Here is a 22801-nt window from a genome sequence, read left to right as displayed (position 1 = left end):
TTTAAAAAAATAGGAAAAGCGGGGCAAATTGTCCCGCTTTTTTTTGCTTCTACACAATATAACTATATTTATTATCGTTTTAATTTTATTTCATAATCTAACAAGCAATTGCTTTCCTCTCCTAACACCAAATAGCGTTACCCACTACCCTTCCAATGCCCTTCTGAGGCAATTCACAGTTCCTGTTGCATAAAACACCTTCCTTTTATTGGTTAAAGGGCTCTTTTAGCCCACAGTGCCCCTAATAAAATACTTACCTTATAGTAGAAATACTTTTTTTCATTTTTTTATAAATTTTTAAAATCTTCTTAGAATGTTACCCCGTAAATACCGGAGGGACAGGACATTAAAACTGAAGACAAAATGAAAAATCGCTACTTTCTAACACATCTGTTTTTATTGCTCCTGGCAGGTACCATGAGCAGTTGCCTGGGATTCGGGAACCGTAAATTTGGTTCAGACTATAGTTACTCAGGGGCTTTCCACAAGTACAAAACCTTTAATTTCATTACCCATGCCTCAGAAAATGATTCTGCTACCCTGCAGAACTATGAAGTGATTAAAAAGTACATAAGGGAGCGGCTGGAGATACAGGGGTATGAGTATTCAGAAACCAAACCCGATCTTCTGGTTAGCTACTACATCTATTACAATGACCTCAACATGAAGGGGTATGAGCAGGAAGAGTTTGACATTTGGCTCGTGAACAATGAAGAACCCACTGCTGAGCATGAGGCTTACCGCCCCATTAAAGTCTATATGACCCAGGGCACCTTGCTGGTGACGCTTCTGGACCATAAAAAGCAGAATGCCGTCTGGCAAGGCTATACCTCTGGCGTGATGGCAGACCCTACTTCTGAAAGCACTGCTTACCTTAACCGGGCCGTTCGCACTATCTTTGACCAATACCGCGTATTCCGGAAAGGCTACCTAAGAGAGCATTCTACTGCCAATTAAAGTAAAGAGGCTAAGGCTACCTTTTTTTAAGCATAGCGTTTCGGGGCCGTTTTTATGAAAACGGCCCCGAAACGCTATGCTTTTTTCGGACAACTTTATCTTCTTTCAGAAAGGCTAGGTTTGTTAGTTATTTGTACCTTCGGGTCCGCATTTACCTATTTATAACCATTGCCCCTCATGGATGCTTTTCGCTCCTTATTAGAGCCAGATGAAACAGAACGGCTACGCCTCCAGAAAGCTGTTGAACAATACGCCCAAACCTATCTTCAGGAGTTACCTTCCCTCCCAGCCTTTGTAGCGCAACCAGACATGGGGGCGGGTCTGCTGGAAACTCCTATTCAGGAAGAACCTATTGCCATAGAAGAGGCCTTGCAGATTCTCCAAAAGCAGGTAGATACCCCTGGTATCACCTCGGCCTCTGGCCACCACTTGGGCTACATTCCCGGGGGTAGTCTCTATACCTCTGCCCTGGGTGATTACCTGGCCGCGGTGACCAACAAATACGCTGGTATTTTCTTTTCCGCCCCAGGGGCGGTGCGCATGGAGAACATGCTCCTGCGCTGGATGGCGGGCCTGATCGGGTTCCCCGAAGATACGGCCGGTAACCTTACCTCCGGCGGCAGCATTGCCAGCCTCATTGCTTTGGCCACTGCCCGTGATGCCCAGAAAATCACGTCCCGCATGATTCCGGATGCCGTGGTGTACATGACCGCCCACGCCCACCATTGCCTGGACAAAGCCTTACGTATTGCGGGTTTAGGCGAATGCCCGGTCCGTCATATAGAAATGGATGCCGCCTACCAGATGTCGGCGGCGGCGCTGGAGAAAGCCATTCTCTCTGATAAGCAAGCCGGCCTAACGCCCTGGCTGGTGATCGCTTCGGCGGGCACCACAGACGTGGGCGCGGTAGACCCCTTGCCTGCCCTGGGCCAATTGGCGAAGGAGCATGGCCTGTGGTACCACGTAGACGCCGCCTACGGCGGATTCTTCGCCCTGGCTCCCTCAGGAAAGGCAAAATTGAAAGGCATTGAACTAGCAGATTCGGTGGTGATGGACCCCCACAAGGGTTTGTTTATCCCCTATGGAACCGGGGCAGTACTGATCAAGAACTCTAAGCAACTGGCAGAGACGCACCATTACCAGGCCAATTACATGCAGGACACCCTTTCTTCCATGGGTGAAGTCTCTCCCGCCGATGTCTCCCCGGAGCTCAGCAAACATTTCAGGGGATTACGCATCTGGCTCCCGCTACAGGTACATGGGGTGAAAGCCTTTAGAAGTGCTTTAGAGGAAAAACTTTCTTTGGCGCAATACGCCTATAGCAGATTCCAGGCTTTACCCGGCTTTGAGACCCCAGTGGCTCCGGCATTATCTGTGGTCATTTTCCGGTACCTACCCAAACCTGGAATAGACGCCAATGCCTTTAACCAACAGTTAACCCAGGAGGTACAGCTAGACGGCAGGGTTTTCCTTTCGTCCACCAAATTAGGCGATGCCTTTATGCTGCGCCTGGCCATTCTCTCCTTCAGGACCCACCAAGACACTATTGATCTGGCCCTTCAGGTGTTACAGGAAAAAGCCTTGGCCCTGGAAGCGGAATTCACGCAGCCCTAACTGCTTCTTTCAAGCAAAGCGCAAGGCTTCAATCTACTGCGCTTTGCTTGAAGGCATCCTTGGTCTCTACCCCTACCAATGGGAACACCCCATCTTTCAGGAAAAGGTCGCCGTGCTTGGTAAGCAGGGTAAGGTTGTCTAGTTCTATGTTCCAGTTGAAATCTCGGTTGTTTAAATACAGGAACGCCTCTGCCACTAGTTCGGGGGTGGTATCACCCAGCGCCAGGGAAAGGTGAGGCATCCAGATGGAGGGGCTATAATGCTGTCCAATTTCATTACAGATAAGGCTGACTCCATCATGTAACTGCCGGTGAAACCTAGTAATGAAGCCAGAGCGTACCACCGGAATGTAAAGCACCGGTTTACTCCCCGTGAAAATTCCCAGTCCGCTGGTAACCAATTGCAGCCTACAGCAGATTCCGGCGGCATTGCCCAGGGTTTCCTGTAGGTTGTGGAGGCTGCCGTCATTTACCGTTAGCCAGGTAAGGTGGGGAAAAGGCGTCATCTGCACTTCCTTTAACCCAAATTCCCGATCCAACTGGAAAGTGATCTCATTTAATTTATCTGAGTGTTCTGCGTCAAGCAAAGAGACAATGGCTACCATAATGAGATAAGGTTTACCGTTTTAGACGTGTTTTTCAAAAAATAGGCTATAAACACACTGCTTCAATTCAAAGAAACCTTTCTTAAAAAACTAGGCAGGGCGTGTTTTGTTTGCTTTCCTTCCAGGAATCAGTCCTCCTGCTGTGCAAAATGGCTGGTCAATTCCTTTACTTTTCCCAACCCAGCTCGCGCAATTGAAGCAGATCTGCGTACCTTGCCAAGATTATCTTTTTCAACATGGGCAAAGAACTTTATTATTTATTGGCGCTATTAGCGGGCGTAGCCGTGGCCATTCAGGCGGGCGTGAACTCAGAATTGAAACTGGCGGTAGGCAACCCCATTATAACAGCCCTCTTCTCCTTTTGCATTGGCACCCTCATTTTAGGGACGGTCGTTTTAGTCTCTTACCGCCAGGAATTCCCTTCTCTCCAACAGATGCAGGGCATCAGTGCCTGGAAGTGGACAGGCGGCCTTCTGGGCGTGCTGTACGTAACAGCCGTAATCCTGGCCGCCCCGCGCATCGGCGCAGCCAATACCTTGGGTATTATTGTAGCCGGTCAATTATTGATGGCCATCGTGCTGGACCATTTCGGGTGGCTTGGGTTTCCGGTGCAGCCAATTAATTGGAGTAAAGTGTTGGGAGTAGTGCTTCTGCTGGCAGGTGTGTTTTTGCTCCGGAAGGTGTAAGAAAATCAAGACTTTCTTTACTGTTTAAACACCTTGTCTCTAGATAAGATAATGGCCAAAGTATCTGCCATTTTCTGGTGGAAAGCGGCAGTATAATGTACTTTATCTACGTAGTTATTGGCGGGATGTCCTTGCTGGATATCTGCCAGCCAGATTGAATTTTCCCCTGCTTTCATTTGCTGCCATTCCTGGCGCATTTGAACGTACCCACAGGCTGGGTAGCAAGAGCCAGTTTCTTTGGGGGATAAGAAATAAGCATCCTTAGCTGCGTAGGCAAAACAGGAAATAGGCTGCCACACAAAATAACAGGGAATCCCTGCTTGTTCGGCTACAGCTTCAATCATTTGGCGGTTTTGCCAGTACCGGTTGTGTATAATCTGGAGAGAATCAAGAGCACAGGACTTCTCCATCTCAGGAGCTTCTGGGGAGATTCCTAATAGCCTGTAACGTAGAGAAGTGGCTAATCTGCTTATAGGCAGGCTCTTTGTCCAAAACTGAAGCAAAGTGCCTGGTTTCTGGGAAAACAAAGCTTGGGTTTGGGCCACGAACTCCGGTTCAGGTTGGGCGTACTCATTCAGGCCATCTACAAAAAGGACCAAATTGGGGTATACTCCCTCTAGCAGTAGCTTTTCAAAAAGAGCGCGTTCCTGCACAGAATAATAGAACCCCCTGCCAAAGTTGTAGCACTTCACTCTTTTGCTCTGTGTCTTTAGGGCCTGTTGCAGGTAAGACGGCAACGTCTCCGTATCTGCCACCCCATACCCAAACGTAGTGGAGCCTCCAAAAATAAAGACATTGACATTGGCCGTGTCCAAGGGCCAGGAACCCTGTTCCCACCCTAGCCTGAAACCTGCCGGGTGAACGTTTAAGTATTTTCCTTGGTAGGCGGCTTCCTTGAACCCGGTAAAAGGCTCATATTCCTGCTTCCGGGTCCAGGTTTCAGTTAGTAGGGCATCTTGCTCCTGGTCTGAGTATCCGGGGTAAATGGCTCGCAGAGCTTCTCTACCGTATTTCTGCGCTATGGGATTGGTGGCTTTCAGTTGTTGGTCTTTGTAGTTGTAAAAAACAGCCATAACCCCGTTTAGCAACAGAAGTAGCAAGAGCAAGGTAAACACCTGCACCGCCACGAACTGATAACCAGACACCCATTTCTTAAACATAAGCCTTATCTTTCCGCCTGCAATTTGTAAAATTTAAGACGGTAATTATAATGAAGGACTTTGTTCTGGGCATTTCAGCGTATTACCATGATTCTGCTGCTTGTCTGGTGGGTGGGGGAAAAATATGGGCGGCTGCGCAGGAGGAACGCTTTTCCAGAATAAAGTTTGATGCCGCATTCCCGGAGAAAGCCATCCGGTACTGCCTGGCTGAGGTAGGAATCACCCTGGCCGACGTAAGGGCCGTGGTTTTTTATGACAAGCCATTGTTAAAGTTTGAGCGGCTCCTGGAGACCTATTACCACCACGCCCCACAAGGGTTTTCCTCTTTCCAGGCCTCCATGCCCATCTGGCTCAAAGACAAGCTTTTCCTCAAAACTACTATACAAAAGGCGCTCCAGGAAATCTCTCCAGATACGGATTGCCCCCTCTACTTTTCAGAACACCACCTCTCCCATGCCGCCAGCGCCTTTTATCCTTCTGCCTTTGAGGAAGCCGCCGTTCTCACTATTGATGGGGTGGGTGAATGGGCCACTGCTGGAATCCACCACGGCCAGGGAACCCAACTCAAAACCCTGGTAGAGATGAAATACCCAGATTCTGTAGGACTACTCTATACCTCCTTCACCTATTTCTTGGGTTTTAAAGTAAACAGCGGCGAATATAAGCTAATGGGCCTGGCCCCTTACGGCAGGCCTGCACAGGCTGATAAATTTAGAGTGCGCATTGAAAAGGAACTGGTAACCCTTTTCCCCGACGGCTCTATTACCTTACGGCAAGAGTATTTCCAATATTCTACCGGGTTGAAAATGATTGAGGAAAAGAAATGGGAACATCTCTGGGGATTTCCGGTCCGATCTGCTTCTACCCCCCCGGAACAACACCACGCAGACCTGGCTTTGGCCATTCAGCAACTCATTGAAGAAATTGTTTTCAGGATGGCCAAGACGGCCAAAAATTTGACCGGTAGCAAAAATCTTTGTCTGGCAGGTGGGGTGGCGCTTAATTGCGTAGCTACCGGCAAGTTGGAGAGTGCTTGCTTGTTTGATCATATATACAGCCAGCCGGCCAGCGGAGATGCGGGAGGGGCGCTGGGAGCCGCCCTGGCATTTTATCATCTTTACCTTCAAGCGCCCCGGTTAGCCCACAATGGCTATGATTCTCTGTCAGGATCCTACTTGGGTCCGTCGTTTTCTGAGGAGGATATTAGAAGAGCCCTTGTCCTTCAGGACCTCCCTTTCCAGTTTTATGATGACACAGAGGTACTTTTTGATTCCACTGCTATCGCACTAGCCGCTGGAGAAATAATTGGCTGGTGCCAGGGCAGGATGGAATGGGGGCCCAGGGCACTGGGGAACCGAAGTATTCTGGCTGATCCCCGTAATCCCCAAATGCAATCTATCCTTAACCTGAAAACCAAACACCGGGAAGACTTCAGGCCATTTGCCCCGGCCATTCCGTTGGAATTTAAAGCGGATTACTTTGAGAATGGTTTTCCTTCGCCGTATATGACCACTACTACCCTCCTTCGCCCGGAACACCGCGAGGGCGTGGTCCCGCATTTTTCGGAGGCAGACATTACAACAAAGCTCACTACTCCTAAAAGCTCCCTTCCCGCCGTTACCCACGCAGATTTCTCTGCAAGGGTTCAAACCGTAACCAAAGATACTAATGAGCGATTCTGGAAGCTTTTACATGCCTTTGGAAGACAGACTGGAACCCCGGTTTTAGTCAATACAAGTTTTAACATTAATGAGGAGCCCATTGTAGCTACGCCAGAAGATGCGATCAGGTGTTTCAAAGGAACTGAAATAGATAAGCTGGTAATCGGTAACTTTGTAGTCACAAAACCATAATTCCTTTCATGGACTCTCTTAAAGAACTTTGGCGCTATCTGCGAGCCCGCAAAAAATGGTGGCTCACCCCTATCTTATTTCTGCTGCTTCTTTTAGGATTGTTGGTAGTGGTAGGAGGACCAGCCGCGTCTTTCATTTACGCCCTTTTTTAAGAAAATGCCCCAAAAACGGCTTCAAACCCTGGAGGCCGCCATTTCTATGGCGCTGCTTTTACTCATTGTCTATATACTTTGGGTTCCCGCCTCATCTTTGGTATGGTTGGCTGCCGCCATTCTTGTTCTTGCCTTATTTGCGGTGCCTCCTATTCCCTGGCTTTTAAAGCAATGGATGAGGTTTTTGCATGGTGTAGGCGTAGTAAACACTAAGATTCTTTTGGGCCTGATCTTTTTTGGGGTGCTTACCCCTATAGCCTTTGTTTACCGCCTATTCACAAAAAAAGACGCGAAAAAGGAGTCAAACTTTGTAGAGCGAAACCATTCCTTTGGGGCCAAGGACTTTGAGCATACTTTTTAAATTGAAGAATCGCCTTCTCTTTAAAGACTGCTTTTCTTCGTCTTTAGTGGCTCTATTAATAGTCTTAATCCAAAGCATTTCCTCATCAGCGAGTTCAGTCCCACTTCCTTCATCCTAAAGTTTCTATCCAAAATCAGTACCTTTGCGTTTTGATACGCCTTGATCCATGATTTCCATAAATAGCCTCCAATTCCATTTCGGGAGCCGCACGCTGTACGAAGACGCCAACCTGCACATTAAGCCCAAAGACAAAATAGGCTTGGTAGGCCTGAACGGGACTGGCAAGTCTACCCTGCTGCGCCTGCTGGTGGGCGAGTACAAGCCAGACGGCGGCAGCATCCAGATGAGCCGTGAGACTACCCTGGGCTTCCTGAACCAGGATCTGCTGTCTTATGACACCCATGAGAGCATCCTGAAGGTGGCCATGCAGGCGTTTGAAGAGGCGATCCAGATCCAGCACAAGATTGACGAGGTGCTGCATGAGATGGAAACCAATTACCAGGACGAGCACATTGACAAACTGGCCAAGCTACAAGAGCACTTTGAAGCCCTGGACGGCTACAACATTCAGGTAAAGGCCGAGGAGATCCTGGAAGGACTGGGCTTTAGCACAGAGGAGCTGCAGCAACCGCTCAAAACCTTCTCAGGGGGCTGGCGCATGCGCGTGATGCTGGCCAAAATTCTGTTGCAGAAGCCTTCCCTCCTGCTCCTGGATGAACCTACCAACCACTTGGACTTACCTTCCATTAAGTGGATTGAGAATTACCTGGCCGCGTATGAAGGGGCCCTGGTGATTGTTTCCCACGACCGCGAATTCCTGGATAGAACCACCAATGTCACTGTAGAGGTTTCTGGCGGTAAATTGAACGTCTACGCCGGTAATTACAGCTTCTATCTGGAAGAGAAAGAACTTAGGAACGAGATTCAGAAAGGCGCTTTTGAGAACCAGCAACAGCAGATAAAACAGGCCGAACAGTTTATTGCCCGTTTCAAGGCCAAGGCTACCAAGGCTAAGCAGGCCCAGAGCCGCATGAAGGCCCTGGACAAGATGGAGCGCATTGAAGACGTGGCCGCCGATGCCCCCGTGGTGAACTTCAAGTTCCAGTTCACGGTGCAGCCGGGCCGCAACATTCTGCGCCTGGAGAACGTGGGCAAAAGCTACGGCGAGAAGCTGATCTTCAAAAACACCCACGTGAATATTGAGCGCGGCGATAAAATCGCCCTTATTGGCGCCAACGGAAAGGGTAAATCTACGCTCATGCGTATCATCGCCGGTGATGAGCCTATCAAAGGCGAGCGCCAGCTGGGCCACAACGTGATCATGGCCTTCTACGCGCAGCACCAGCTGGAAAGCCTGAACGTGGAGAATGAAATCCTGCAGGAAATGGTACAGGCCGGCAGCCGCCGTACCGAAATGGAACTGCGCGGCGTATTGGGCTCCTTCCTGTTCACCGGTGACACGGTCTTTAAAAAGATCAAAGTGCTTTCTGGGGGTGAGAAAAGCCGCGTGGCCCTGGCCAAAACCCTGATCTCAGAGGCCAACTTTCTGCTCCTGGATGAGCCTACCAACCACCTTGACATGCAGTCGGTGAACATCCTCATCCAGGCCCTGGAGCAGTATGAGGGTACGTTTGTAGTCATTTCCCACGATAGGTACTTCGTGGAGAACGTGGCTAACAAGATCTGGTACATTGAGGACCATGAACTGAAGGAGTACCCCGGCACCTACCATGAATATGAGTACTGGCTGGAGCAGAAAGAGAAGACTGGCAAACGCTACGCCCCGTCGGCGGCCAACGCCCCAAAGGCGCAGCCCAAGCCTAAGCCCACCGCCAGCCAACAGCAGGAACTGGAGCAGGAACTCAAAAAGGTAAACCAGAAACTGAAGCAGGTGGAAGGCCTGGTAAATGAGCTGGAAAGCAAGCTGAAGAACTGCGAAAACAAACTCGCCCTCCCCAGCACCTACGCTGATCCCAACGCCCTGCACGAGGCCACCCAGCAGTTCAATAAGATAAAGGCCCAGCTGGACAAAGAGCAAACCTCTTGGGAAACCCTCATGGAGCAAGCCGATGCCCTGGAAAACCAACTGAAATAAAATCAAGTTAAACCTCACGGATCTTTAGATCTGTGAGGTTTTGCGTTTTGGGCCTGTTTTTCAGAAAATAGGCCCAAAACGCAAATGAAGGTATTAAACTGCCTTTGGCCCTTACCAACGCGTTTCTTAAATAGTCCCTCTTTGCTACCAGATTCACGCCCTATGATTCACCCTACCTCCTGGAAACAGGCACTATTCTCCTTGGCCCTGGCGGCCATTTCCCTCACGGGCTGCGTACCTATTGAGGGCACTAGTACTGGCGGCACTGGCAGTACTAGCACTACGGCTGACCTTCGGTATGAAGATGCCGTCTATGCGGCAGATGTAAAATCGGTGCAGTTGTATTCCAGAAACTATAGTGTAGGAGATGTGTTGGCACCGCCTGTGATCTCCATAGAACAATCCAGTCCGCTGGTTCTGGAGTTTGACCGGCTTTCGGCGCCGCGAGCGAGAGCGGTGGTCAAGTTGCAGCACTGTGACATCAATTGGCGTCCTTCGCAGCTGCAGCCCTTGCAGTTTTTGCAGGACTTTAATGAGTTTTTTATCATGGAAGTAGAGCCCTCAGCGGGCACCAAAGTGCCTTATTGGCATTACCGGTTCCAGGTGCCGCGCGTGAAGCTGAGCGGAAACTACCTCCTGGAAGTGACCGAGGAAGGTGGCAACCGCCTGTTGAGCCGGCGCTTTGTGGTGTTTGAGGAGCAAGTGAACGTGGCCCTTAAACCCGTGGCCACGCCCGGCGCCGGTGATCGCTACGTCCGGCAGCAACTGGACTTCAACGTTTTTTACGCCAACTATCCTCTGGTGAACCCCTCCCAAGAAATCAAGGTAGTTCTGCGCCAGAACCACCGCTGGGACAACGCTAAGTACTTCAACCGGCCCACCTACGTGCAGGAAGCGCAGCGGCGCCTGGAGTACCAGTTGTTTGAACCAGAGCAGGCCTTCCTGGGGCTCAATGAGTTCAGGGCTCTGGACACCCGCAGCGAGCGCTTCAGCGGAATTGGCGTGGAGCGCCGGGACAATTCCACCTCGCCAGACCGGGTCCTGGCCCTTACCGGCAAAAGCCGGGCGCAGCAGGTGTACAGTACCCAGCCAGACGCTAATGGCAAGTTCCTTTTCGGGAGCCGCGAGTACGGCAACGCCCCCCTCAACGCCGACTACCAGCAGGTCAGCTTCCAGCTTTTCTCCCCAGAACCCGCCCCTGGTCCGGTTTACGTTTTTGGCGGCCTCTCTGACTGGCAACTGCAGGAACCCTTCAAGCTCACCTATGACCCAGAGAAACAACTCTACTCCGGTACCTCGCTCCTAAAGCAAGGCTACTATAACTACTACTTCGCCGTTAAAGGCACCAACGGCCAGGCCGATGCCCGCTATTTTGAGGGCAGCCACTTCAGTACCGAAAACGTGTATGACGTGCTGGTGTATTACCGTCCGCCGGGCACCCGGGCAGACCTAATCATCGGCTACTCCACTATCACCTTTAACCCGCAGCGGTAATTTTATAAGTTGTAAAAAGTGGTCTGGCGAAATGCTATCATTTCGCCAGACCACTTTTGTTTTGCGCCTGCTTTTGGGAAAACGAGCCTAAAACGGCTGCGCCGAATTCTGAGTCTAGAATTGGAAGGAAATGCGTGCGTCATTCCCCTACCCCCTTCAAAGGGGGACGGAATACGTGGGATGAGGCTAGAGCGTTTGGGAAGTTGGAACTTCCCAAAATGATAGGTCCAAGCTGGAAGCTTGAACCAGGAGACTGGAACTTGAACTAGGGAAAGGAAACTTGAACCAAGTAAAGGATAGAAGCGTTCTAAGCCCGTTTTCCGCAAAACAGGCCTAAAACAGGTCGCTTACTTTCCGGCCAAATAGGCCTGCAGTTTCTGAGTCAGCACTTCGTTGATGCGCACGTAAGATTCGTGGGTCCAGCCGGCTATATGGGGGGTCAATATCACGCGGGGGTGTTGCAGGAGATAGTCCAACCGCTCTTTCTGCGGGGGCGTAAGCGAGGGCAGTTTCTCGTTTTCCAGCACATCCAGGGCTGCCCCAAGAACGCGTCCGGTCTGCATGGCCTGCACCAATGCCGAGTGGTCCAAAACTTCGCCGCGGGCGGTGTTCAAAAGCCAGAGCGGGTGCTTAAAACCGGCCAGCAAAGGCGCGTTTACAAAATGGTGGTTTCCTTTAGTGTAGGGAATGTGCAGACTGAGCACCTGGGCTTTCTCCTGAATTTCAGCTAGCGAAGCAAGCCGCACATGCGGGTACGGGTTCTCCACGGCTTGGTGGTCAAAGGCCAGTACCTGGCAGTCAAACCCCATCAGGCGCTTAGCGAACGCCTTGCCCATGTGGCCATAGCCAATCAATCCAATAGTCTTCCCGCCTATCTCCTCACCCCGGTTGTCCTCTCGTAGCCACAGGCCCTGCCTGATCTGGCGGTCGCCCTGGTTGATCTTGCGGAACAAGGTTAAAAGTAGGCCCAGGGTATGCTCGCCCAGGGCGTCGCGGTTGCCTTCGGGGGCGTTTATAAGAGTGATGTGGCGCGCCTCCAGCACGCCCTCGTCAATATTGTCTACCCCGGCCCCGGCGCGGGCCAGTACCTGCAGGTTCGGGGCATGGGTGAGTAACTCAGCGGTGATGCGCAGTTTGCTGCGCACCACCAGCATGTGGTACGGGAGCAATAGGGCGGGCACCTCTTCCTTTTTGATGTCCGGCACATAGGTTACCTCTACCCTCAGGGCCTCCAGCATGGGCATAAGGCTCTCGTGCATGAGGTCAACCACCAGGCAGCGGAAGGGGGAAACAGCAGATGGGGTCATACGCTTTCGGGTCCGGGGCTCAACGCCGCCGGGAATTAAATTAAAGACTTAGCAGCAGGTGCGCCACCAGGAAATAGATCCCCAGCCCCAACAGGTCATTGGCAGTGGTGATAAACGGCCCAGCGGCCACGGCGGGGTTAACCCCATATTTATCCAGGATCATGGGCGTGACCGTTCCCATAAACGAGGACAGCAGCACCACGCTGAACAGGGCCACCGCTACCACAATAGAAAGGGTGAGCTGCACGCCAAACAGCACGTTGAAGCCCAGCACCAGCCCAGACATAACCAGGCCATTGATGAGCGCCACCAGCAGCACCTTGATGATACGCGAGGTGAAGTTGTCAAACATGATGGTCTTGTTGGCCAGCGTCTGGATGATGATGGAAGAGGACTGGATGCCTACGTTCCCACCGGTGGCGGTGATGAGCGGTGTGAACATGGCCAGGGCCGGGATAACGGCAATGTCGCCCTCAAAGAGCCCAATGAACCGGGCCCCCAGCAAACCGCCCACCATGCCCACCATAAGCCAGGGCAGGCGCGCGCGCGACAGCCGGAACACGCTGTCATCTTCCTCAATGTTCTCAGTGATACCGGTCATCAGCTGGCGGCTCAGCTCGGCCTGCTCCTGAATCACGTCAATAACGTCATCAATGGTGATGCGGCCCAGCAGTCGGCCCTGGATGTTCACTACCGGAATGGCATCCAGGTCATATTTCTGCATAACGGCAGCCACCTCCTGGTCGCCTTTATAGGATTCAATGGAGATTACCTCCGGTTCATATACCTCTGAGATAGGCGTGTTATCATTGGTGAGGATGAGGGTTTTCATGCCCAGCCGACCCACCAGCTTGTCACGGTCATCCACCACATAGACGGCGTAGACTTTCTCCACTTCCTCGGCCTGGCGCCTGATCTCCTCAATGCACTGCCCTACCCGCCAGTTGATGTTCACTTTGATCAACTCCTTGGCCATGAGCCCGCCGGCACAGTCCTCGTCATAGTGCAGCAGGTCAATGATGTCGGCTACGTGTTCCTGGTCTTCCAGCAGAGCTATGATCTCTTCCTTTCGCTGCACGGGCTGCTCGTTGAGCAAATCCACGGCGTCATCAGAGTCCATCTCGCCTATATAGCGGGCAATCTCCTCGGTGGTGAAGTTCTTCAGGAAATTTATGCGTACGTCTGCGTCCAGGTCGCTCAGGATTTGCGCGCCCACCTCAGAGGGCAGCACGTCCATCACATATTTGCTTTGCTCGGTGTTGAGTTCATACAAGACAGTGGTGATGTCCACGGCGTACATTTCCTCCATGTTGGAGAGAAGGAACTCCGTATCACGGCGCTCAATGGCGTCTTCTATCTGGTCAATGAACTCACGGGTGATTTCAGACTGCATGCTGCTGGATCAGTAGGGTCAGGTTAATAAAATCATTCACAGACAACTGCTCGGCCCGTTTGTCAAACAGGGTGTCCTGGGTTACCTCTATGGGCAGGTTAAAGGGCTTCAAACAGTTGCGAAGGGTTTTACGGCGGGTAGCAAAACTAGCTTTTACCACTTTAAAAAACAGCTTCTCATCACAAGGTAATTGAGCCACCCCGTTGCGTGTGAGCCTTACCACCGCAGATTTCACCTTTGGCGGTGGGTTGAACACGTGCTCATGTACGGTAAACAGGTATTCAATGGTGTAGAACGCCTGCAGCAACACGCTCATGATGCCGTAGGTCTTGGAGCCATGGGGGGCAGCAATGCGCTCGGCCACTTCTTTCTGAATCATGCCCACCACCTCAGGCACCTGGTCGCGGTGGTCCAGCACCTTGAAGAAGATCTGGCTAGAGATATTGTACGGGAAATTGCCAATCACGGCAAACGGCCCCTGGAACAGCGTTTTGAGGTCGGTTTTCAGAAAATCGGCTAAAAGCACGCGGCCTTCCAGTTGCGGAAAATGCTCATTAAGCCAGGCCACGGACTCGCGGTCAATGTCTACGATAGTGGTCTGGTATTCTGGATGCTGCACCAGGTACTGGGTGAGCACGCCCATGCCGGGCCCCACTTCCAGCACGTCCTTTACGCCATTGGGCAGGCGCAGGGCGCCCACAATCTGCTGGGCAATATTGAGGTCAGTCAGGAAATGCTGACCCAGGTGTTTCTTGGGCTGGACGGGCTTCACTGGTTTTCGGTTTTCCGTTTGTTAAGGCTATATTGCAGCTCAAAGATACACATCTTATGCGCACAGAACTGACCTACGCCGCAACATTACCCGCAAATACCAGCACTGCTGTGTTGGCGGCGGGCCGCGAGCAAATTCCCGGGGATCTTTTCTCCCCCCAGGAACAGGAATATATCACGCGCCAGCTGGAGCTAAAGAGCACCCTGGTCACTATCAATAGACTTACCCATCAGCTTTACCTGGTCCTCACAGAGCCGCAGCGCAAGGAAACCCAAACGCAGGAAGCCCTCCGCAAAGCCGGAAACGCCCTGCACCTGCGCCTTGCTGCTGACAAAGTAGAGCACGTGGCATTGTTGGACAGTGCCGGCGGCGAGGCCGCCCTGTACGTAGCTGAAGGTCTGGTCTTGACCAACTATTCGTTCCAGCGTTACAAAACAGAGAAAGCCACCCCTCCCACCCTAAAAACTGTGAGCATTACCGGGGAAGGCATCTCGCAGACCCAGGTAACAGAGCTTTCTAACCTGCTGGAGGCCGTTTGCCATACCCGCGACCTCATCAATACGCCCCATAACATGCAGACGGCCGTGATGCTGAGCGAGCAGATTGGTGAGCTATTGGAAGGAACCGGCGTGAAGCTGGAGGTGCTGGACCTGGTGCAGATCCAGTCGCTGAAAATGGGTGGCCTTTTGGCCGTGAACCAGGCCTCTGACGAAGCCCCCACCTTCAACATCCTGGAATGGAAGCCTGAAAAGGCCACCAACACCCAACCGGTTGTCTTGGCAGGGAAAGGCGTGGTCTACGACACTGGCGGACTGAGCATCAAGCCTACGCCCAACTCCATGGATTTCATGAAGTCAGACATGTCTGGCGCTGCCGCTGTGGCCGGCACCATGTACGCCCTGGCCAAAAACAACATTCCCCTGCACGTGATCGGCCTTATTCCGGCCACGGATAACCTCATCAGTGGCAAAGGGTTCGCCCCCGGCGATGTGATCACCATGCACAGCGGCCACACCGTGGAAGTACTGAACACAGACGCTGAGGGCCGATTGATTTTAGCCGATGCCCTGCACTTTGCCAAGCGCTACAACCCTTCGCTGGTAATTGACATCGCCACTTTAACCGGCGCCGCTGCCCGCGCCATTGGCCGCGAGGGCATTGCCATGATGGGCACTGCCGATGATCTATTGAAAACAGATTTGAAACTGGCCGGGGAGTTGGCCCATGAGCGCCTGGTGGAGTTCCCGCTGTGGGACGAGTACCAGGAACACCTGAAATCTGAAATTGCGGATTTGAAGAACATCGGCGGGGCCGAAGCAGGCGCAATCTCGGCGGGCAAGTTCCTGGAGTTCTTCACCAACTACCCCTGGATGCACCTGGACATCGCCGGCACAGCCTACCTGTTAAGCCCAGATTCTTACCGCGGCAAGCACGCCACCGGCAGCAGCGTACGCCTGTTGTACCATTTCCTTTCTTCCCAAGCCACTGCCTAACCCATGGAGCATAAGACTAAGCCCCGCATAGCCATCACCATTGGAGACATTGCCGGCATTGGCCCTGAAGTAGTTTTAAAGACCCTGGCCGACAGCCGGGTGCTGCATTACTGCACGCCCGTGATCTATGGCATGGCCTCAGTGGTAAACAAGTACCGCAAACTCCTGAACCTGGAGAATTTCAGTTTTCAGCAGATCACGGCCTTTGACCAGCTGCACCCCAAAAAGGTGAACGTGCTCAATTGCCTGGAGGAAGAGATTGACTTTACACCCGGCACCCCTACCCCAGCCACCGGGGGCCTGGCCCGCGCCGCGCTGCTACGGGCTGCCCAGGACCTGAAAGACGGGCACATACAGGCCGTAGTGACGGCCCCCATTGACAAAGACAACACCCAGGGCGAAGGCTTCCAGTTCCCGGGCCACACCGAGTTCTTTACCACCTTCTTTAACACACCGGAGAGTCTCATGTTCCTGGTGGCCGATGGGTTAAGAGTGGCGACGGTGACCGGTCATCTGCCGTTGAAAGAAGTAGCCAACGTCTTGACCGCCGAGCTTTTGATCAGGAAACTATCCATTCTGGATGCCTCTCTGCGCAAGGACTTCGGGATTCAGAAACCCAAGATTGCGGTTCTAGGTCTGAATCCGCACGCCGGGGAAAACGGATTGCTGGGCACCGAAGAAGCCGAGATCGTACTTCCGGTCATAGAGCAACTCAAGAACAAGGGCAACCTGGTATTTGGGCCCTTTCCCGCCGACGGTTTCTTTGGCACCCGCAGTTACCTGAAGTTTGATGCCACCCTGGCGCTGTACCATGACCAAGGCCTGATCCCGTTCAAGACCCTGGCCTTTGAGCGCGGCGTGAACTTCACGGCCGGGCTGCCAATTGTGCGCACCTCGCCAGACCACGGTACCGCTTATGACATTGCCGGCCAGAACAAGGCAGATGAGACCTCTTTCAGGGAGGCGCTTTTTGCGGCCGTAGACATTTTAAGGGCTCGCGCTGAGGCCTAATCTTTGGCAGGCAATTAGGAAGAAAATGCGTTTTGAGCCAGTTTTCAGAAAAATAGGCTTAAAACGCATTTCGCTTTTAATCCCATTTTTACAATCTGGTTAAAGGTATATTCCTGTAAATGAACCACAACCGTTTTGAGGCTGTTTTCCCCAAAACATGCCCAAAACGGGTATTCACCACAGGTAGCAAAAAAGGGCATTTGTATTTTATTTACCGAATATTTCTGCTAATTTTGCGACTTGCAAAAAAAGAGGCAACGTGAAGGAGATTAAGAAATACGATATCAACCTCGTGAAGCTGGGCAACAAAAGCCACAGCTATGAGTTTGAATTGGATGACCGCTTCTTTGAGTTGTTTGACCAGGAACTGATCCTGGGCGGCAACTTGAAAGCAGAGGTAGAGCTGCACAAGTCTGAGCTTCTTTTGCAGTTTGACTTCCATATCACGGGAACGGTGCGCCTGACCTGTGACCGGAGCTTAGAGGAATTTGAGCACCCCCTGGAAGTGAAACAGACCCTGTTGGTGCGCTACGGCCAGGAAGACCTGGAATTAGACGTAAACGTGCTGCAGATAGTACCGGAAACCCAGTATATCAATATTGCCCAACACCTGTATGATTACATAGGCCTGGCAATACCCATGAAAAAGCTGCACCCCCGGTTTGTAGAAGAAGACAAGCAATTAGAGGACAACCCAGAGGCAGAAGGCCTTTTGATTTACTCTACCGGCCCTGCCGAAGAAAATGAGGATGACGAAGACGATGATGGTCCGGTGGACCCTCGCTTTGCCGCCCTTAAAAAGTTAAAATAAGTTTCTAAACCAATTTTGTAATAATTACCTGAGATGGCACATCCTAAGCGAAAAATCTCCAAAACCAGAAGAGATAAGAGAAGAACGCACGACAAAATTACTCCTAAGGCGATTTCTATCTGCCCTAACACCGGTGAGGTGCACCAGTACCACAGAGCATACGTGGTAGACGGCGATTTATACCGCAACGGTAAAGTGGCCATTAAAAATTATACCTCTGTTGCCTAATAAAGCTTGCCAAGTCAGGCTTTATTTTAGTTACTTGTAGGATAATTTACGTAATACGCTTTACATGAAAATAGCTCTGGACGCAATGGGCGGCGACTTCGCCCCCGAAGCAGTTGTAGAAGGCGCACTTTTGGCGGCTGAGACATTAACGGATGAAGTTGAGATTTTCCTGATAGGAGATGAAGACAAAATCCATACCCTCCTTCAAAAGCACAACTACAAAGGTTCCAGAGTAAAGGTTGTTCACGCATCTCAAGTGATTGGGATGGGTGAACACCCTACTAAAGCCCTTACCCAGAAGCCAGACTCCAGCATTGCGGTGGGGTATGGCATGCTGGCCACTAAAAAAGTAGATGCTTTCTGCAGCGCCGGTAATACGGGTGCCATGCTGGTGGGCGCGGTTTTCAGCGTAAAACAGGTAGAAGGTATCCTTCGGCCGGCGCTGGCCAGCTTTGTCCCTAAGCTTTCAGGCGGCCTGGCCGTTATGCTGGACGTGGGCGCCATTGCTGACTGCAAGCCAGAGATTCTGGAGCAGTTTGGAGAAATTGGCTCTATCTGCGCCGAGTTCTTATTAGACATCAAAAACCCCAAGGTTGGTCTCATGAACCTGGGCGAGGAAGAAGGCAAGGGCACCATGGTGACCCAACCCGCCTATAAACTCCTCAAAGAAAACAAAGACATCAACTTTATCGGGAACATAGAAGGACGCGACCTGTTTAATGACAAGGCTGACGTGATTGTATGTGATGGTTTTACCGGTAACGTGGTCTTAAAATTGGCGGAGTCTATCTATGACATCCTCTCAGAGAAAAAAATCACTGATCCTTTCTTTGACCGTTTCAACTATGAGGCGGTAGGCGGCAGCCCAATTCTGGGCGTCAATGGCAACGCGGTCATTGGACACGGCGTATCCAGCCCCACCGCTATCTGCAACATGCTGCATCTGGCTAACAAGATGGCAGAGTCGCACATGGCAGAGAAATTGAGAAAATATTTCAGCGCCTAATGGCGCGGCCCTTCACCAGACAATCCTTCTTAACAATATGAGCAAACTTACCGCCGCCATCACCGGAGTAAGCGGATATGCCCCCGAGTACGTGTTGACCAACCAGGAGTTGGAGACCATGGTAGAAACCAACGACGAATGGATTGTTAGCCGAACGGGTATCAAGGAAAGACGCATCCTGAAGGGCGAAGACCAGGGCACCTCGGCCATTGCCATACCGGCGGTGCTAGACCTGCTCAAAAAGACCAACACCCGGCCAGAGGAAGTAGACCTGCTTATCTGTGCCACCACCACCCCAGACTTTGTGTTCCCGGCTACGGCCAATATTATCTGTGCCGAGGTAGGTGCGGTCAACGCTTTTGGCTATGACCTGCAGGCTGCCTGCTCCGGCTTTTTGTTCGCGTTGTCTACCGGCGCACAGTTTATTGAGACCGGCAAGTACAAGAAAGTGATTGTGGTGGGCGCAGATAAAATGTCAGCCATAGTGGATTATACAGACCGTGCCACCTGCATCATCTTCGGGGATGGCGGCGGGGCCGTTATGCTGGAGCCCAACACAGAAGGGCTTGGCGTGCAAGACAGCATCCTTAAATCTGACGGTACCGGTGCCCAGTTCCTGCACATGAAAGCCGGCGGAAGCCGCAGACCAGCCACCGCTGAGACCCTGGCCCGCCGCGAACACTACGCGTTCCAGGAAGGCCAGCAGGTATTCAAATTCGCGGTGAAAGGCATGGCAGACGTGGCCGCCGAGGTGATGGAGCGCAACAACCTCACCGCTGAGGACATTGCCTGGCTAGTGCCCCACCAGGCCAACAAGCGCATTATAGACGCCACCGCCAACCGCGTGGGCGTAGGTGCAGAGAAGGTAATGCTTAACATCCAGAAATACGGCAATACCACCAGCGGAACCATTCCGTTGTGCCTCTGGGAGTATGAGAACCAATTGAAAAAAGGAGACAACGTGATCTTAGCCGCCTTTGGTGGAGGCTTTACCTGGGGGGCCATGTACCTTAAATGGGCCTATGACCCTAAGTAATCGCTTTGTTTTTAAGGCATATTTCTGAAATCAATAAAAAAATTCGGCTATCTTTGGCCGAATTTTTTTATGTCAAATTGGGAGAAACCCGACAGACATTTTCAAACCGAAACACACACAACTGCTATGGCAACCACCGCTGATTTCCGCAACGGGCTTTGCATTGAATTTAACGGCGACCTTTGGATCATTTCTGAGTTTCAGCACGTGAAACCCGGTAAAGGTCCCGCTTTCGTCCGCACTAAACTAAAGAACATCAAAACCGGCAAAGTAGTAGACAACACCTTTACCGCCGGTATAAAAGTGACCACGGCCCGTGTAGAGCAGCGTCCGCACCAGTTTATCTTCAAAGATGACTACGGCTACAACTTCATGGACAGCAATACCTTTGAGCAGGTAACCCTGGAGGAAAGAATGGTACCCTTTGCAGACCTGATGAAGGAAGGCCAGGAGGTAACTATCCTGTTCCACGCTGAGACGGAAACCCCCTTAACGGCTGAACTTCCTACGTATGTAGAGCTTACTATTACGTATACAGAACCCGGCATCAAAGGCGACACCGCCACCAACGCCTCCAAACCAGCCACGGTAGAGACAGGGGCCACCATTTCGGTGCCGTTGTTTATTGGCCAAGACGAAAAAATAAAGGTAGACACGCGTACCTACACCTACGCCGAACGAGTAAAATAGAACTATGAAAGCTAAGGAAATCCAAGATCTGATTGATTTCATTGCGAAATCAGGCCTGAACAAAGTTGACATTGAGACAGAAGAATTCAAGATCTCTGTGCAACGCGAAGCCACCCAAAAAACAAAGTATGTGTCTGAGGGAGCTCCGCAGCAGTCAGCCCCTGCCGCCCCGGCTCCTGCCCCCGCCCAGCTACCAGCAGCCCATGCTCCTGCAGCTCCGGCCGCGGCTCCTGCCCAGGATGACAGCAGCAAGTACCTCACCATTAAGGCCCCAATGATTGGTACCCTGTACCGTTCTGCCAACCCAGAGTCGCCGGCGTTTGTAAACGTGGGCGATGAGGTGAAAAAAGGCCAGGTGATCTGCATCATTGAAGCCATGAAACTGTTCAATGAGATTGAGTCTGAGGTGTCTGGTAAAATTGTGAAGGTATTGGTAGACAATTCCAGCCCGGTAGAATATGATCAGCCGCTGTTCCTGGTAGATCCTAGCTAATTTGCTAATTCTTTAATGTGCTGATGTGCTATTTTGGCTACGGCGGGATTCTTTTAAGTTTATTCTTATGCTTCCCACCACCCCATAATTGGCTTATCAGCACATTATTTTTGTGAATCATTAGCACATCAGCACATTTACACATTAGCACATTAACTACATGTTCAAAAAAATACTAATTGCCAACCGTGGCGAAATAGCGCTAAGGGTAATCCGGACGTGCAAAGAAATGGGAATTAAGACGGTAGCTGTGTACTCTACCGCAGACAAGGAAAGCCTGCACGTGCGCTTCGCGGATGAAGCGGTGTGTATTGGGCCTGCGCCCAGCGCCCAGTCCTATCTGAACATCCCTAACCTGATTGCGGCCGCGGAGATCACCAACGCTGATGCCATTCACCCAGGCTACGGGTTCCTTTCTGAAAACGCTGACTTTTCCAGGATCTGTGCTGAAAACGGCATTAAGTTCATTGGTGCCTCCCCAGAGATGATCAACTCCATGGGCGACAAGTCATCGGCCAAGGAGTACATGAAGAAAGCCGGCGTGCCTACCATTCCGGGTTCTGAGGGTCTGCTGGAATCTGCTGAGCAAGGCAAGAAACTGGCTGCCAAGATCAAATACCCCGTGATTATCAAAGCTACCGCCGGTGGTGGTGGCCGCGGCATGCGGATCATCAAATCAGCGGATGAGTTTGACAAGGCCTGGGCCGATGCCCGCCAGGAAGCGAAAGCCGCTTTCGGGAATGATGGCATGTACCTGGAGAAGTTCGTGGAGGAGCCCCGCCACATTGAGATCCAGATAGTAGGTGACCAATACGGCAAGGTATGCCACCTTTCTGAGCGTGATTGCAGCATTCAGCGCCGTCACCAGAAACTGATTGAAGAAACCCCCTCCCCTTTCATTGATGACGACCTGCGCGAGCGCATGGGCCAAGCCGCTATTGCCGGTGCCGCCGCCATTAAGTATGAAGGCGTGGGCACCATTGAGTTCCTGGTAGACAAGCACAAGGATTTCTACTTCATGGAGATGAACACCCGTATTCAGGTGGAGCACCCTATCACCGAGGAAGTAGTGAACTATGACCTGATCAAGGAGCAGATCAAGGTAGCCGCCGGTATTCCTATTTCTGGCAAGAACTACTATCCGCAGATGCACGCCATTGAGTGCCGCATCAACGCTGAGGACCCAAAGGCAGGTTTCCGCCCAAGCCCCGGCAAAATCACGGTGTTGCACATCCCTGGCGGCCACGGGGTACGCGTAGACACGCACGTATATGCGGGCTACACTATTCCGGCCAACTATGACTCCATGATCGCTAAGCTGATTGTGAGTGCCCAGACCCGTGAGGAGGCCATTGTTAAGATGAAGCGCGCACTGAGTGAGTTCGTGATTGAAGGCGTAAAAACCACCATTCCGTTCCACTTGGCCATGATGGAAGACAAAAACTTCAACGAGGGCGACTTCACCACCAGCTACCTGGACAATTACGATTTCACTAAGTTTTAATCAGGAACAAGCCATAAACAGAAAAAGCAGCCAGATGGCTGCTTTTTCTGTTTATGGCTTGTTCCTGATTTTACTTCAGGG

General features: G+C 51.6%; 22 protein-coding genes. 17 read left to right on the top strand and 5 right to left on the bottom strand.

Annotation, left to right across the window (positions count from 1 at the left end; all coding sequences use genetic code 11):
• The first annotated feature begins 363 nt into the window (after positions 1 to 363).
• Positions 364 to 957 (top strand): DUF4136 domain-containing protein, encoded by a 594-nt coding sequence (locus ACYVJQ_RS07440; RefSeq protein ID WP_460892443.1) that lies wholly within the window; start codon positions 364 to 366, stop codon positions 955 to 957.
• A gap of 177 nt (positions 958 to 1134) precedes the next feature.
• Positions 1135 to 2571 (top strand): pyridoxal phosphate-dependent decarboxylase family protein, encoded by a 1437-nt coding sequence (locus ACYVJQ_RS07435; RefSeq protein WP_460892442.1) that lies wholly within the window; start codon positions 1135 to 1137, stop codon positions 2569 to 2571.
• Between the two features lie 28 nt (positions 2572 to 2599).
• Here ACYVJQ_RS07435 and ACYVJQ_RS07430 read toward each other — a convergent pair whose 3' ends face one another.
• Positions 2600 to 3175 (bottom strand): 2'-5' RNA ligase family protein, encoded by a 576-nt coding sequence (locus tag ACYVJQ_RS07430; protein ID WP_460892441.1) that lies wholly within the window; start codon positions 3173 to 3175, stop codon positions 2600 to 2602.
• A gap of 236 nt (positions 3176 to 3411) precedes the next feature.
• On the opposite strand from ACYVJQ_RS07430, the gene ACYVJQ_RS07425 reads away from it, so the two are divergent.
• Entirely contained in the window at positions 3412 to 3861 is a 450-nt protein-coding gene (locus ACYVJQ_RS07425; RefSeq protein ID WP_460892440.1) for a DMT family transporter, read from the top strand.
• 17 nt (positions 3862 to 3878) lie between these two features.
• Here ACYVJQ_RS07425 and ACYVJQ_RS07420 read toward each other — a convergent pair whose 3' ends face one another.
• The gene (locus tag ACYVJQ_RS07420) at positions 3879 to 5021 is read right to left on the bottom strand and encodes a hypothetical protein (RefSeq protein ID WP_460892439.1); all 1143 of its coding nucleotides are present in this window, start codon (positions 5019 to 5021) and stop codon (positions 3879 to 3881) included.
• Positions 5022 to 5071: 50 nt separating this feature from the next.
• Between ACYVJQ_RS07420 and ACYVJQ_RS07415 the strand changes: the two genes are divergently transcribed.
• The 5 genes from ACYVJQ_RS07415 to ACYVJQ_RS07395 all read left to right on the top strand — a co-directional run bounded on the left by ACYVJQ_RS07415 (position 5072) and on the right by ACYVJQ_RS07395 (position 10976).
• On the top strand, positions 5072 to 6874 hold the full coding sequence (locus tag ACYVJQ_RS07415; protein ID WP_460892438.1) for a carbamoyltransferase family protein: 1803 nt from the start codon (positions 5072 to 5074) through the stop codon (positions 6872 to 6874).
• A gap of 8 nt (positions 6875 to 6882) precedes the next feature.
• Positions 6883 to 7026 carry a DUF5989 family protein gene (locus tag ACYVJQ_RS07410; protein ID WP_460892437.1) on the top strand — a complete coding sequence of 48 codons (144 nt, stop codon included), beginning with the start codon at positions 6883 to 6885 and terminating at the stop codon, positions 7024 to 7026.
• A gap of 4 nt (positions 7027 to 7030) precedes the next feature.
• The gene (locus ACYVJQ_RS07405) at positions 7031 to 7387 is read left to right on the top strand and encodes an SxtJ family membrane protein (RefSeq protein WP_460892436.1); all 357 of its coding nucleotides are present in this window, start codon (positions 7031 to 7033) and stop codon (positions 7385 to 7387) included.
• A gap of 166 nt (positions 7388 to 7553) precedes the next feature.
• On the top strand, positions 7554 to 9482 hold the full coding sequence (gene abc-f / locus ACYVJQ_RS07400) for a ribosomal protection-like ABC-F family protein (RefSeq protein ID WP_460892435.1): 1929 nt from the start codon (positions 7554 to 7556) through the stop codon (positions 9480 to 9482).
• Between the two features lie 162 nt (positions 9483 to 9644).
• Complete coding sequence (locus ACYVJQ_RS07395; RefSeq protein WP_460892434.1) at positions 9645 to 10976, top strand: type IX secretion system plug protein; 1332 nt, start codon at positions 9645 to 9647, stop codon at positions 10974 to 10976.
• Positions 10977 to 11323: 347 nt separating this feature from the next.
• Here ACYVJQ_RS07395 and ACYVJQ_RS07390 read toward each other — a convergent pair whose 3' ends face one another.
• Genes ACYVJQ_RS07390 through rsmA form a run of 3 tightly spaced genes read right to left on the bottom strand, consistent with a single transcriptional unit; the run spans position 11324 to position 14448 of the window.
• The gene (locus ACYVJQ_RS07390; RefSeq protein ID WP_460892433.1) at positions 11324 to 12283 is read right to left on the bottom strand and encodes an NAD(P)-dependent oxidoreductase; all 960 of its coding nucleotides are present in this window, start codon (positions 12281 to 12283) and stop codon (positions 11324 to 11326) included.
• Between the two features lie 40 nt (positions 12284 to 12323).
• Positions 12324 to 13676 (bottom strand): magnesium transporter, encoded by a 1353-nt coding sequence (gene mgtE, locus ACYVJQ_RS07385; RefSeq protein WP_460892432.1) that lies wholly within the window; start codon positions 13674 to 13676, stop codon positions 12324 to 12326.
• Positions 13666 to 14448 carry a 16S rRNA (adenine(1518)-N(6)/adenine(1519)-N(6))-dimethyltransferase RsmA gene (gene rsmA, locus ACYVJQ_RS07380; RefSeq protein WP_460892431.1) on the bottom strand — a complete coding sequence of 261 codons (783 nt, stop codon included), beginning with the start codon at positions 14446 to 14448 and terminating at the stop codon, positions 13666 to 13668. Before rsmA ends, mgtE begins: the two co-directional genes overlap by 11 nt.
• Before the next feature lie 56 nt (positions 14449 to 14504).
• Here rsmA and ACYVJQ_RS07375 point away from each other — a divergent pair, with 56 nt between their 5' ends.
• The 9 genes from ACYVJQ_RS07375 to accC all read left to right on the top strand — a co-directional run bounded on the left by ACYVJQ_RS07375 (position 14505) and on the right by accC (position 22720).
• Entirely contained in the window at positions 14505 to 15941 is a 1437-nt protein-coding gene (locus ACYVJQ_RS07375) for a leucyl aminopeptidase family protein (protein WP_460892430.1), read from the top strand.
• Between the two features lie 3 nt (positions 15942 to 15944).
• Positions 15945 to 16952: a 4-hydroxythreonine-4-phosphate dehydrogenase PdxA gene (pdxA, locus tag ACYVJQ_RS07370; RefSeq protein ID WP_460892429.1), complete on the top strand. Its 1008-nt coding sequence runs from the start codon at positions 15945 to 15947 to the stop codon at positions 16950 to 16952.
• 259 nt (positions 16953 to 17211) lie between these two features.
• Positions 17212 to 17763 carry a YceD family protein gene (locus ACYVJQ_RS07365; protein ID WP_460892428.1) on the top strand — a complete coding sequence of 184 codons (552 nt, stop codon included), beginning with the start codon at positions 17212 to 17214 and terminating at the stop codon, positions 17761 to 17763.
• Between the two features lie 33 nt (positions 17764 to 17796).
• Entirely contained in the window at positions 17797 to 17991 is a 195-nt protein-coding gene (gene rpmF / locus ACYVJQ_RS07360) for a 50S ribosomal protein L32 (protein ID WP_192821236.1), read from the top strand.
• A gap of 64 nt (positions 17992 to 18055) precedes the next feature.
• The gene (gene plsX, locus ACYVJQ_RS07355) at positions 18056 to 18997 is read left to right on the top strand and encodes a phosphate acyltransferase PlsX (protein ID WP_460892427.1); all 942 of its coding nucleotides are present in this window, start codon (positions 18056 to 18058) and stop codon (positions 18995 to 18997) included.
• 37 nt (positions 18998 to 19034) lie between these two features.
• A complete protein-coding gene (locus tag ACYVJQ_RS07350; protein WP_460892426.1) occupies positions 19035 to 20033 on the top strand; it encodes a beta-ketoacyl-ACP synthase III in 999 nt (332 codons plus the stop codon).
• A gap of 126 nt (positions 20034 to 20159) precedes the next feature.
• Positions 20160 to 20723, top strand: coding sequence for an elongation factor P (efp, locus tag ACYVJQ_RS07345; RefSeq protein WP_460892425.1), 564 nt, complete (start codon positions 20160 to 20162; stop codon positions 20721 to 20723).
• 4 nt (positions 20724 to 20727) lie between these two features.
• Positions 20728 to 21216 (top strand): acetyl-CoA carboxylase biotin carboxyl carrier protein, encoded by a 489-nt coding sequence (gene accB, locus ACYVJQ_RS07340; RefSeq protein ID WP_460892424.1) that lies wholly within the window; start codon positions 20728 to 20730, stop codon positions 21214 to 21216.
• 160 nt (positions 21217 to 21376) lie between these two features.
• Complete coding sequence (accC, locus tag ACYVJQ_RS07335) at positions 21377 to 22720, top strand: acetyl-CoA carboxylase biotin carboxylase subunit (protein ID WP_460892423.1); 1344 nt, start codon at positions 21377 to 21379, stop codon at positions 22718 to 22720.
• Positions 22721 to 22801 lie beyond the last annotated feature (81 nt).

The sequence above is a fragment of the Rufibacter soli genome (genome assembly GCF_054781795.1).
The sequence above is the reverse complement of the archived record's forward strand: the minus strand, read 5'-3'. Positions and strand labels throughout refer to the sequence as shown.